The organism is Chryseobacterium sp. MYb328, from assembly GCF_037572595.1.
Taxonomy (GTDB): domain Bacteria; phylum Bacteroidota; class Bacteroidia; order Flavobacteriales; family Weeksellaceae; genus Chryseobacterium; species Chryseobacterium pennae.
The window spans coordinates 26,144-39,165 of sequence record NZ_JBBGZQ010000034.1; the positions used below are offsets into that span (position 1 = coordinate 26,144).

Below are 13,022 nucleotides of genomic sequence, written 5' to 3' on the forward strand. Positions count from 1 at the left end.
TTCGTTGAAAGATATTGTTATTTCACCAAAAAAACAATTTCCCATCCATCAATGTAATGGCTTTTCCCTGTTTATTATATTCCCAGCCAAGTTCAATGGCCTCAGTAATGTTAGATTCGATGAGACTAGGTGTGATTTCCATAGATTCTCTTCCATAAGGTTCAGACCTACAGAACCCCACATTTATTAATAGAATTTGACCTTCGCTCTCATGCTGAACAGGGATTTCATATTCAACATCATGTCTTTCATTGTGTGAGATCTTCTTTCTTATTTTCCAATAAAATACTTCGTCAATGACGATGATCTTTCTAAGTCCCTTTTTTGCGATAGCCATGATGTGTTGAGAGAAAAACCTGACTATAAGAAAAAAATACAGCCAGGTATTCTAAATTTCTATAGTAGTATTTAAACGTCAAATTCAATTTCGCCAATATAATACAGTTTGTTTTCTTCTCCATCCACAGAAACAGGATTAGGAATAACAAATCTGCTGGCAAAAACAATGGCATTTACAGGAGTATCCAGGCTTAGGTCATTAAGCTTTTGCTCCAGAACCGGAAGCCATTGGTCTGCATATGAATATTCTGAGAACTTTTCAACCAATCCCAGTCTTTCATCTTCAAAACCATATTCTATAAAGTCGTCATCGAACCATTTGATGTTCTGGGACTCTGCAAATTTTGAAACATACTGATCATCATTTTCCTCTTCCAGATAATAATTTTCATCCTCTTCCACAAAAGCATAAAATTCTTCTTCATTTTTAAAATACCCCAGCCAGAAGTGAGAAATTTCTTTGTCCATAATGTATTGTTTGTTGTATTGTTTATTATAATTGTTTAGAATGTATTTTCCAGGTTGTCGAAACTTTCGAACTCTCTTTTTTGATTGAAAAAACAGGGTTGAGACTTACTTTTTCAATTTGAACTGTAATATTACAAAAGTTTTCCGTTACATTCCGTTTTTTGAGCCATACTACACAAAGTCCAAACATCAAAAATAGTTCCGTAAAAATTTTTATTGTAAATTTATTCTATTGTTAAATTTTGAAAATGGAATTTCTACAGGACCATTATGTCGTTACGAATGAGTTGTTATTGATCTTTATTTCAGTGATTCTGGGATTACTGATTGGTGCAGAACGTGAGTATCGCAATAAATCTGCAGGGCTGCGTACTTTTATCCTCGTTTGCTTTGGAGCCTGTTTATTTACCATCCTCTCGATTAAAATAGGTGTTGCAAATCCTGATCGTCTGGCCGCAAATATAATTACCGGAATCGGATTTTTAGGGGCAGGCGTCATATTTAAAGGTGAGAATAAAATTGAAGGAATTACAACAGCCACTACCATTTGGGCAACAGCTTCTATAGGGATGGCCGTAGGTTCAGGATATGTCTATTTTTCCCTTCTGGGAACAGCTTTGGTGCTTATTATTCTGAGTGCATTAACTTATCTGCAGAGTTTTATAGATAATTACAACAAGATCAGGGAGTATAAAGTAGGAGTAACGAATTCAGCAGATTTAAAACATTGCGAAGAACTTTTTAAAAAACACCATTTAAAGTATGTATTGATCAAACAGCAATATACACAAGGGAATATCACTGCAACCTGGAGGCTGACAGGTAAGAATACGCATCATGAAGAATTGATAAAAGATTTAGTTGATGATGTAAAGATTATAGCCTATCAGTTCTGATATAAAGCAAAAAAATAAAGGCAGAAGCCTTTATTTTTTCTTGAATACATACAGATCCTTGTTCGGTCCGTCAATTTCTTTTCCGTCCATATCCAGTTGAATAAGTATATTTTCGCCCACTTTATATTTATAGTTTGCTGTTTTCCCTTTCAGAGTAATTACACTTCCTGTAGTATCCCATGTGAAAGATCCTTTATCTTCATTCTTCGATTTTCTTTCAAGATATTCTTCAGTGAGGCTGAAAGTTTTATCATTGTTCAGCGTTAATGAAGTCTTGATTCCCGGGCAGTCAGCACACGGAACCACTGCTTCGTAAGTACCGTTCCAGTCCAAGGTATTTTCAGAAGTATCACCTTGTGCACTGGTTACAGGATGAGCTGTACTGTCAGTAGCCGTTGTTTGAACAGCAGCAGAATCTGTAGCCGAATTTTTAGTATCCACAGTTTCTTTTTTAGAACAGGAAGCAAGAAATAAAGCTGCTCCGATTCCCAGGATAAGTGTTTGGTTTTTCATCATAATAATTTTGTTAAATATGTTTTTATTAAACTGACAGACTTTAAACAAAAATTGAGCCAAGGGAGAGGAAACAGTCAGGTCGCTTCGCTTGTCAGTTTTTTATACCCAACAACAATTCAACCTTTATTTTTACTTATCAGTTTTTGTGAAAATGAGAGGTAATTCACAATTCAAATTGATTGTTGATTTTTTTTACCCTCGTTTTATGGGTACTATTCCTATTTTTCTTCGTAAATTCGGGCAAAATTTTTGATTATGACAAAAAAGATACTTTTATCCGTATTTCTTTTGCCGGCTGCAATGGCATTTGCACAACAATATGGTGGAATGTGGATTCCTACAGAGCTGAATGAAAAGGAAATGAAGGATTTGGGAATGAAAATTTCTGCCAAAGATATTTTCAATCCACAAAAGCCGAGCATAAAGGATGCTGTAGTACAGTTTAACGGTGGATGTACCGCGGAAATCATCTCTCCTAAGGGATTGTTATTGACTAACCACCACTGTGGATTTGGTCAGATTCAGGCACATTCTACGGTTCAGAATGACCTTCTGTCAAATGGTTTCTGGGCTAAAAACATGAACGGCGAGCTTCCTAACCCAGGAGTAAAAGTAGATTTTATTGTAGATATAAAAGATGTTAGCTTCCAGATTATGGAAGGAACAGATAATCTTACAGAACCTGAACTTACCAAAAAGATCAATAACAATATTGAGGTTTACAAAAACTCTCAGAAAATTGAATCTTACCAATCGATTATGATCAAGCCAATGTACTATGGAAACAAGTACTATGCTTATACGATTGAAACTTATAAAGACATCCGTCTTGTAGGAGCGCCACCTCAAAGCATCGGAAAATTCGGAAGCGATACCGATAACTGGGTTTGGCCAAGACATACCGGCGATTTCTCCATGTTTAGAATTTATGCAGACAAAGACAACAAGCCTGCAGAGTATTCAAAAGACAACGTACCTTACGTTCCGAAACATTATCTACCGGTTTCTATCAAGGATAAGAATGAAAATGATTTCACATTTGTATTCGGGTTCCCGGGAAGAACTACAGAATATCTTCCGGCAGTAGCTGTAGAAAAGATCATGAAAGATATTGATCCTGCAAGAATTGCTGTACGTGATGTAGCTTTAAAAACATTGGACGAAAAAATGCGTGCTGATAATGAAACACGTATTAAATATGCTTCCAAATATGCTTCTGTAGCCAATTACTGGAAAAAATGGATCGGTGAAGTGGAAGGATTAAAAAAATCCGGAGCTGTAGAGAAAAAAGTAATGTATGAAGGGTCTTTAGTTGCTAGAAATCCTGAAGTTAAAACAACTTTAGATCAGCTGAACAAACTTTATAACGAGCAGGCTCCTTATGCATTAAATAATGCATACTATACAGAAGTAGTAAGAAATGCTGAGACTTTGAAGCTGGCAGGTGATTATTATGATTTTATTGCTGCTGTAGAAGCAGGAAGAATGGATGAGAAAGAACTTACCAGAATAAAAAATAAGCTTACTTCTTTCTATAAAGATTACAGTGCAGAGCTTGATGCTAAAGTAACGGCAAAACTATTGGCTTTATACAATAATAAAACCGCACCACAGTTTTTACCGGTAGGCTTCAACAAGTATAAGGATGAAAATGCAAATATCTCTTTGGTGGAAGATATGTCGAAAAATTCTATCATTACAGGTAGAACGGCTGTAAACGGAGGAACACTGACTGCAGATATCGATAAGGCATTCTCTAATCAGGATAAGCTGATCAAAACGTTGAAGAAAGATCCAATCTATCAGCTTTATGTTTCTATGAAGGAAACTTACATGAAAACAGCAGATCCACAATATTCCACGCTTCAGGCAAAAATTGATGCATTGCAGAAGAAATTCATGGCTCAACAGATGGAAACTGATAAAGACAGAAAATTCTTTCCGGATGCTAATTCAACGCTTCGTGTAACTTACGGTAAAATAAAAGGTTCTACACCAAGAGATGCCGTTTCTTATGGTTATCAGACTCACCTTGCAGGAGTAATGGAGAAATATGTTCCTGGAGATTATGAATTTGATGTTCCTAAGAAACTGATCGAGCTTTACAATAAGAAAGACTTCGGAATCTATAAAGATAAAACAGGTGATGTTCCTGTAGGATTTACAGCAACCAACCATACAACAGGAGGAAACTCGGGAAGCCCGACACTTGATGCGAACGGAAACCTGATCGGTCTTAACTTCGACAGACAGTGGGAGGGAACAATGAGTGATATCAATTTCGATCCACGTTTCAGCAGAAACATTATGGTAGATACAAAATATATCCTTTTCATCGTTGATAAATTTGCAGATGCCAGATGGATTGTTGATGAAATGAAGGTGATAAAATAATTTTAAAAGTTATACCTTTAAAGAATCTATTCGAATTTAATTTTGAATAGATTCTTTTTATTTTTAGGATGAAGGACAGGCTCATTAATCTATTGACAGCTTTTGAAACAGATCATATCGGAAAATCATTTCCGCTGAATTACTGTTTTCCTTTATATCACTGTGTTTCCGATGAGAATCTTCCCCATATTAAACATGTAATTGAATACAAGAATTCTAAAGATTTTGAAAAGGATATCGATGATCTTTCAAAACATTTTCAATGGGTAAACTGGCGGGAATTCAAAGATTTTACTTCAGGAAATTTCAAAGCTCAGAAAAAGATTGCTTTACTTACCTTTGATGATGGATTCAGAGAATTTTATGATATTGTAGCACCTGTATTGGAACGGAAAGGAATTTATGCCTGCAATTTCATAAACCCGGCTTTTATAGATAATAAGGAGATCATGTTCAGATGTAAAGCCAGCCTTCTTATAGATGCAATTGGAAATAAAACAACTATAAGTCCTGAAGTATACACTGTTTTGTCTCTTAATAGTAATGCTGCCATTGAAATTGTAAAGAACAAAATCTTAAAGATTACCTATCAGGAGAAAAATATGCTGGATCTTCTTGCTGAAAAGCTTGAATTTGATTTTAAATCTTATACAAAGGAATACAGACCTTATTTGAGTACAGAGGAATTAAAACATCTTGCCCATAAAGGTTTTGGAATATCTTCCCACGGCTGGGATCATCCAAAATACGGAGATCTGTCTTTGGAAGAACAAATGAAATCCATAGATAAAACCTTTGCTTATTTAAAGGAAAATAATTTTCTGTATGAGAGTTTTGCATTCCCTTTCACTGATTTTGGAGTGAAGAATGACTTCTTTGAAGAGTTGTTTAAAAATGAGGAAATGTACTGTACCTTTGGAACAGCAGGGATAAAACTTGACAGCGTAAAGAGAAACTTCCAGAGAATCCCAATGGAAACTGGTGAGAGTGCAGAAAAAATTCTGAAAAGAGAAATTGCTTACTTCAAGCTGAAAAAGCTGATTAATAAAAACACCATCGTAAGAAAATGATACAGCTGAAGGCATTCAATAAAAAAGAACTGGAAGAGTTCGTATCATCCGGTGCATTCAGGCAGTATGATTTTCTGCCTATTACCAAGCATCGGGCAATCTCTCAAATTAATAATCCCAGAGCAACAGAGGACCAGACACTCCTTATTTTGGCTTTATATGAAGGAAAATTGGCTGGATATGTAGGATGTTTCCCTGATTATTTTGTTGTTGAAGGACAAAAAGTAGAGTACGCCTGGCTGAGTACACTCTATGTGAATCCGGAATTTCAGAAGAAAAGACCTGCTAAAAAACTATTGAAAAAGGTTTTTGAAGAATACCGAGGACGAATTGCCATAACGGAATTCACCAAAGAGGCTGAAGCATTGTATATCATTATGGGTGTTTTTGAGGATGTTTTCCCAAAAGACGGAAAGAGATATTACTTTAGAACAGATGCCACAGGGATGATTCCTGAGAAAAAGCCTAAAACAAGAATAGGGAAACCTCTTTTCTATGTTTTGGATACAGTCGCCAATTCCTTAATCTCATTGAAGAACCTTGGAGTAGAAGAACCAAAATTTAAATATGAAATCCTTGATCGTGCAGATCAGGAAAGCATAGATTTTGTGGCTGGATTTTCCGAAAACCGGAGCGCAGAGGAAATCAATACCTTTATAGATCATCCCTGGATTCTGGAAGGTAAAAAAGAGGAGAAGTATTTCTTTTCAAGCTTTGCCGGAGTTTTTAAATACTTTTGGATAAAAATTTACGATGACAGCAATAAACTTGCTGGTTGCCTTTTGCTTCAGCTCAGAGATGGCTATCTTAAAATACCTTATTTTTTTTCAAAAACAAATGATGAAAGAATTGTAGCTTTCTTAAGCTATTTCGTCATTTTGAATAAAGTAAAAGGGTTTACCTGTTACCACACCGGACTCAATGAGGCAATACAACAGTCTAAGGTCTTTCCGAAAATCTATGAACGTGGTTTCAGACGGGAATATCTTTTTCATAAACAATTACTGGAGGAACTTCCGGAGCAATTCAACCCACATTTTCAGGATGGAGACGGAGATTGTATGATGACGTAAAGGAATGGTTCGGTTAAGAATATAATAAAAGCCGCTTGATATTTATATCGAGCGGCTTTTTAGCTTTTTTAATGTCCGAAAATGTCCTTCAGACTTACTTCTGTAAAAGTTCCCATTTTACTTACAGCTTCCATATTCAGGTTTTCTTTTTTACCGATAATGGCGGTATTAAAATGTACGGACTGAATTTCCGATTGATAAAACTGTCTGATATCTTCAAATTTCAGCTCCCGGATCTGTTCAAAGATATCCTTTCTGAAATCATGGTAAATACCCAGTTTCTTTAGCCTTAAAGTATTAAAGAATATGTTAATTCTCGTTACTCTGGTGGAAGCAATCTGCTTTAAAGCTGCATTTTTGGCATTTTCAAACTGTATGGTCACTTCAGGAAGTTCATTCATCAGTTCATCCATCGTATCCACAGCGATCATCAGCTTATCCGGCTGTGTCCCGATATAAGTGCTTACATAATCAGGGTGGTTCAGTTCAGCATTGGCAGAATAGGAAACATAGGCAGAATAGGCAAGACTTTTACTCTCCCGGATCTCCTGGAAAACAATTGAAGACAATCCTCTTCCGAAATATTCATTAAAGACATTCACCTTTCCAAAATAGGCAGGATTCACCATATTTCCTTTACCAACCTTGCTCATTTCCATCTGAACCATATCATAATCGATAAAATAGACATTTCCTCCGGTAGCAGGCTCAGGATATTGTTTCGGTTCAGGAATCTGAAGGCTTTCGGCTTCTGTGTATTCACCAATATATCCTTTAAATGCCTCAAAGTCCTTTCCATAAAAGAAAATCTGATAAGGATATTTGAACAATCGTTTCATACGGTCTGTGAATACTTCAGGCTTGGTATTTTCGAGTTCTTCCTTAGAGATAACGTCCATAAAACGTGAAGTACTTCCTAATTTAGTATAATTAGTAAGGGCAGTCATGATACGGTTCTTATCTTTTTTAATAGCCTGACGGTTTTCCAGAACAGTTCCTACAAATTGATTATAAATCTCCTGATCAGGCTGTACGCGATACATCCATTGCTGAAGAAGTAAAATCCCTTTTTCAATATTTTCCTCCAATCCGCTTAGAGAGATCAATAACTGATTATTAGATGTTTTAAAATCATTGCTGACTCCGATTTTGAAAAACTCCTTTTTCAGATCCTCAGGAGAAAGTTCATCTGTCCCTAAATACTGAAGCAGCTGAGTGGAAATTCCCAGATCTCTGTCATGATCACTTCCAAAAGGGAAGACAAAATAAACCTGGGCAATATCGTTGTACTTATTTTTTACAAAACTCAGTTTTTTCCCCTTGATCTCACCGTTCAAAATCTCCTTTTCGTAATCGATGAATTCTGGCTTGATATCTTCAGTTTTTTCAGATAATATTTCCTTCAGAAACTCAGATTGTGCATCACGGTTGATCTTAATAGGGGTAATGCCCGGATTTTCAACTCTGATTAATTTATCATTAACTCCTTTTTCTTTATTTACAACTACATAATTGTCCTTGAAGAATGTATTGGCAAAGGTGATAACGTCTTCTTTAGTAAAACCTGCATATTCATCCATTTCATTCAGCTCCTGTTCCCAGCTTCTTCCTTTTATATAAATATCATATAGAGTAGTAGCCAGGCCTTCTGCTGTTTCAAGGCCTTTCATTCTTTGAAGCTTGAAGTCATTGATGATAGCCGGAAGCATCCAGTCAGGAAAATCCCCCTTCTTGATAAGTTCTATTTCTTCCAGGACCATATTTGTTGCTTCTTGCAGGGTTTGAGTCTCCTTCGGAACTGCAACAATGGAAAAATAACCATATTCTTTTAATCCTACGGAGAATGCCTGTGCCCAAAGCATTTTCTGAGTCTGATTGATATGAAGGTCCAATAAGCCGGCTTCCCCTCTGTTGCTCAGAATATTTACAACAATATCGGCAAGCATGGCTTCCCTTGTTCCATAGCTGTCTGTTCTCCATGCCAATTGAGCCCGTGGAGTAGTGGGGCTTTTTACGGTAGTTTCAACAATTCCGGTAATAGGTTGTTCAATAATCGGAGTCTTTTTCGGAAGTTCTCTGTAGGGAATGGTCCCAAAATATTGATCTACCAATTGAATCGTTGCTTCAAAATCAAGATCACCAACCAATACCATGGCGTAATTATTAGGAACATAGTATTCCTCAAAATACTTATGAATAGCCTTCATGGAAGGGTTTTTCAGATGCTCGGGTCTTCCCAGGGTAGTTTGCTGCCCGTTAGGGTGAGTAGGGAAAAGAGCTGCCATCAGTTCATAGTTGACCAGCCTCGAGTCATTATCCTGTGCCCTGTTGAATTCCTCATATACAGACTCCAGTTCTGTATGGAAAAGACGGAGAACAATCTCAGAGAATCTTTCTTTTTCAATTTTCAGCCATTTTTCCAGTTCATTGTTCGGAATATTGTTTTTATAAACCGTTTCATCGAACCAGGTATGAGCATTGGTTCCTGTAGCTCCTAAAGAAGAGATTGCTTTATCATACTCATTGGCAATAGCATATTGGCTTGCTTCCTGGGAGATTTCATCTATCTTTTTATAGATTTCTTTTTTCTTTTCAGGATCCTGCTCAGCTTTATGGCTTTCATAAAGTGCGGAGATTTGGTCAAGAAGTTCCTTTTCCTTTTCCCAGCTTTGGGTTCCTATTTTGGAAGTTCCTTTGAACATCATGTGTTCAAGATAATGAGCCAGACCGGTATTATCTGCCGGATCATTATTACTCCCTGTTCTTACCGGAATAAAAGTCTGTATCCTTGGTGCATCAAAATTCTGGGCAAGGAAAACCTTAAGGCCATTCTTCAATGTATAGATTCTTACTTTATTCTTGTCGTAGGTTACCGTGGTATATTCGTAGTGGTTTGTATCTGTATGAACCGTTTCTTGATATTTTCTGTCTGTCATATATGAATTCATTTCATCCTCTTATAATAAGAATGTAGTACAAATGTAAGCAATCAAAAAAAATGTACCCCGATTTTTGTGACTATTACATCTATGATCATAGTTGAAAACCTATATAACAAGGAAAAATAAGTACATCCTGTTATGAAAATTGCAGGATTTTATAAAAGAATGTGAATTTGGACTGAGAAAGTTGAATTTCAAAACTGAAGCTGTAGAGTAATGTTGGAAACTATGTTATTATTAAAATCACAATAAAGCCACCTTAAAAAATGATAGTAGGCACTATTGATGACCTCTATAATCTTCATCTTCAAGGCTCATTCAATCATTTTATTTTTCTTCATTAAGAATAGGAGTCAAGAAAGACATAAAATCTTTTTCCAGATCTTTAGCCAGAGAAACGGAGCCGTACACATTCAGATGTGATCTGTTGTAATACATTAAAGTATCTTTATAGAAAGGAGCCGTTTCAAATACCTTACTTTTTGACAGATCATAGAAATAGATGTTCTGATGGGATGCGGCAAGCTTTTGCAGAGCTGATCTGTTTTCTTTATTTATTGTAACGACAAACTTTCTGGAAGTTCTTTTAATATAATCCCTGTTAATTTTTATAGGATCACGGTCAACAGTAGGATAAGTTTCAAAAACAACCAATTTTTGATCATGTTTTAAATTGCGGGCTATTTTTTCTATAGTCTCATATACTGAGGGAGGACTTATGAACGTAGAGCAGTTAATCATGATGATCTTGTTCTGACTGATGTTTTGCTCTGTAAATGGTGCGAGTTGCTGGGCGGCATCATAGAATTTCATTCCGTAAGAAGGAATTTCATCTCTCTTTATACCATGCAAAGCAATAATACCGTCACTCGTTACTGTAGTAAAGGAAAAATGGTTTCTTTGCCCAATATAATTTAAGAAAGGCTTGATAGTCAAGCCGTGGCTGTCTCCTATCAGTAGTATTTTAGGGCTTTTGGCAGCTCTGTCCCCGAAAAACTCTGTCTTTTTCTGATTATGCGAATCCACTCCAAAAGTTGGGGAAGTATAGATATCCGGGATCTTATAGATCTCCGCAACCTTAGGAAGAAATAAAGTAAGAAGACCTAGCAATACAGAGCCTGAAACAGCATACCGTAAAAATACAGGGCTATTTTTCTTCCTGAAATAATTTTCAATAAAGCGGTAAGAAACCCATGCCATAAGACCAGTAAGTATACAAATGAAAATAACTTCTGGAGTGCTCAGAGAATATTCATCATTATAATATCGGATGTACGCAATCAATGGCCAATGCCACAGATAGAGAGAATAAGAAAGCTCACCTATATAACGGGGAATCTTCTTAGCAAAAAAATCAGAAACAAAATTACTGCCTGTAACTAATAAATTGGCGGTAGCAATGGTTGGGATTAGAGCTGTGGCTCCAGGGAAAGGAGTATTCTTATCCATCAGAAAAGCAGATAAGATCAATATTCCCAGGCTAAGAGTGGTGATAATGTTATTATTCGTTCTGCTGAAATTCATTTTACCCTTTAAAGTAACACTATATAATGAGCCAATTAGAAACTCTGGAATCCGGGCAGGAAGTGAAAAATATTTGATCGATGTATCATGGCTGAGGTACATTGAAATATTAGCATATGCCGTTAAAGCAACAATAAGCAGGATGATCACAATCGGTAGAAACCTTTTCCTGATGAATATAATAATCAGGGGAAGCAGAAGGTAGAACTGCATTTCTACGGCAAGAGACCATGTATGTAGAAACGGGTTATCCTCCAGTCTGGCTCCGAAATAAGAATCTCCTCGTGCGAACAGTAAGTTGGAAACAAATAATAACGAAGCTCCTACAGATTTTTGAAAACCCCAGAAATCCCGGTCCAGATAAATAAAAAAGCCTGCAGAAGCTATAATGATAAGCAGAAAAAGATAGGCCGGGAATATTCTCTTTAGACGCTTCAGGTAAAAGTTATAAAAACTGAAATCAGACTTTTCCTTTTCTCCTACAATAATCGATGTCATTAGAAAACCTGAAATGACAAAGAAAACATCCACTCCGATAAAACCACCGGGCAGCCAGTTATAATTTAAATGAAAAATGAAAACTAATAAAAAAGCAAGACCTCTTATCCCCTGTATGTCATTTCTAAACTGCATTCAATGATTTTTAGTTATGTTGGGCAAAAGTAATAAAAATGTATTGAGTTAGGAGCTATTTCCCGCTATCCACTCATACTCCTCGCGCCACACACTCCTACACCCAAACCCTTCTACGCTCCAACCCATACTGTGGGGTAACCGTTTCTATCGGGGCTAGGGTAGGGGACCACTTTGTAAATGATGAATAAATAATAGATAATAGGTTGGCATCTATTAATAGCATTACCTATTATCCATAAATGATGGCTTCTATCATTCCCATCCTTTGGAGGGGTGTCAAAAATTCAAAGAATTTTTGACGGGGTGGTAATCTAGTCATTTCTGCTCTATGAAAGTTCTGTGAAAATCTGCGCCATCTGTAGTTAAAACAATAAAACATCAGCACCCATTATACCTGCTTTTTCTATAGAGGGGTACATTTAAAAGCCCACTACATAACGTACATTATATTATTTACCGCTGTATTCCTGATATTTTATAATACCAGCCTTTATCATCCTGTAATGAACCAGACAATATTATTTCCATAATAATAAAGCATCCACCAAAGTCAACTTCAATTTTTCTGCTATATAATCTGCTATATAATATATATGCTTTATATTCTCCTTTTCCTTACTATATATAATGTATACCTTCCATTACCCATCATTTATATCCCTCATATCCCAATAAAACATCTGCATTTTCCCCTTTTCCTGCCATCCGGCATCTCTCCACGCAAATCCCCAAACAAATGTTTAAAATTTTTCTCTCAACTAATCAGAACCTTAAGGGTTATATATTACTTTAATGTAAACTTTATGTTAAATAAGTTTGCGTGGTAATGGAGAAGACTCTATCTTTGCCCCACTGAAAAACGAGAGAGATTCAGTAAGCGCAGAAGAGCTTTTAGATAAGCAGAAACATTATATACTCCGAAAGATAAGGACGAAAAAAAACTTTCACTTTTTACTTTAAAAAGTTGCGGGTTAAAATAAAGTTTGTATCTTTGCAGTCCCAATAAAACGGGAGCGCAGGAGTAGGGAGATTGATGATTTGGAGAGAGTTTAGGGTTAGTTAAAAAAAACTTTAAAATTTTCTTTCAAAACATTTGGTCAAATCAAAATAAAGTTTTACTTTTGCACTCGCAAATATGGAGCGCCACTGACAGAAGAGAGTGCT

The 13,022-nt window shown here is 36.2% G+C and carries 9 protein-coding genes; 4 read left to right on the forward strand and 5 right to left on the reverse strand.

What is annotated here, in order from left to right; genetic code table 11:
* Positions 1-22 precede the first annotated feature (22 nt).
* The gene (locus tag WH267_RS23460) at positions 23-337 is read right to left on the reverse strand and encodes a hypothetical protein (RefSeq protein ID WP_340011384.1); all 315 of its coding nucleotides are present in this window, start codon (positions 335-337) and stop codon (positions 23-25) included.
* Between the two features lie 71 nt (positions 338-408).
* Positions 409-807 carry an immunity 22 family protein gene (locus WH267_RS23465; RefSeq protein WP_066692735.1) on the reverse strand — a complete coding sequence of 133 codons (399 nt, stop codon included), beginning with the start codon at positions 805-807 and terminating at the stop codon, positions 409-411.
* Positions 808-1,055: 248 nt separating this feature from the next.
* Here WH267_RS23465 and WH267_RS23470 point away from each other — a divergent pair, with 248 nt between their 5' ends.
* Positions 1,056-1,703 carry an MgtC/SapB family protein gene (locus tag WH267_RS23470; RefSeq protein ID WP_123321782.1) on the forward strand — a complete coding sequence of 216 codons (648 nt, stop codon included), beginning with the start codon at positions 1,056-1,058 and terminating at the stop codon, positions 1,701-1,703.
* Positions 1,704-1,733: 30 nt separating this feature from the next.
* Here the strand turns inward: WH267_RS23470 and WH267_RS23475 are convergent, their stop codons facing one another.
* A complete protein-coding gene (locus WH267_RS23475) occupies positions 1,734-2,219 on the reverse strand; it encodes a copper resistance protein NlpE (protein ID WP_340011385.1) in 486 nt (161 codons plus the stop codon).
* 255 nt (positions 2,220-2,474) lie between these two features.
* Here WH267_RS23475 and WH267_RS23480 point away from each other — a divergent pair, with 255 nt between their 5' ends.
* The 3 genes from WH267_RS23480 to WH267_RS23490 all read left to right on the forward strand — a co-directional run bounded on the left by WH267_RS23480 (position 2,475) and on the right by WH267_RS23490 (position 6,756).
* Positions 2,475-4,613, forward strand: a complete 2,139-nt coding sequence (locus WH267_RS23480; protein WP_340011386.1) for a S46 family peptidase — start codon at positions 2,475-2,477, stop codon at positions 4,611-4,613.
* A gap of 68 nt (positions 4,614-4,681) precedes the next feature.
* Positions 4,682-5,683, forward strand: coding sequence for a polysaccharide deacetylase family protein (locus WH267_RS23485; protein ID WP_340011387.1), 1,002 nt, complete (start codon positions 4,682-4,684; stop codon positions 5,681-5,683).
* Complete coding sequence (locus WH267_RS23490) at positions 5,680-6,756, forward strand: GNAT family N-acetyltransferase (protein WP_340011388.1); 1,077 nt, start codon at positions 5,680-5,682, stop codon at positions 6,754-6,756. Before WH267_RS23485 ends, WH267_RS23490 begins: the two co-directional genes overlap by 4 nt.
* A 68-nt stretch (positions 6,757-6,824) precedes the next feature.
* On the opposite strand, the gene WH267_RS23495 is transcribed toward WH267_RS23490, so the two are convergent.
* Both WH267_RS23495 and WH267_RS23500 read right to left on the reverse strand, forming a co-directional pair.
* Positions 6,825-9,692, reverse strand: a complete 2,868-nt coding sequence (locus tag WH267_RS23495) for a M16 family metallopeptidase (protein WP_340011390.1) — start codon at positions 9,690-9,692, stop codon at positions 6,825-6,827.
* Between the two features lie 333 nt (positions 9,693-10,025).
* Positions 10,026-11,855, reverse strand: coding sequence for an acyltransferase family protein (locus WH267_RS23500; protein ID WP_340011392.1), 1,830 nt, complete (start codon positions 11,853-11,855; stop codon positions 10,026-10,028).
* Positions 11,856-13,022 lie beyond the last annotated feature (1,167 nt).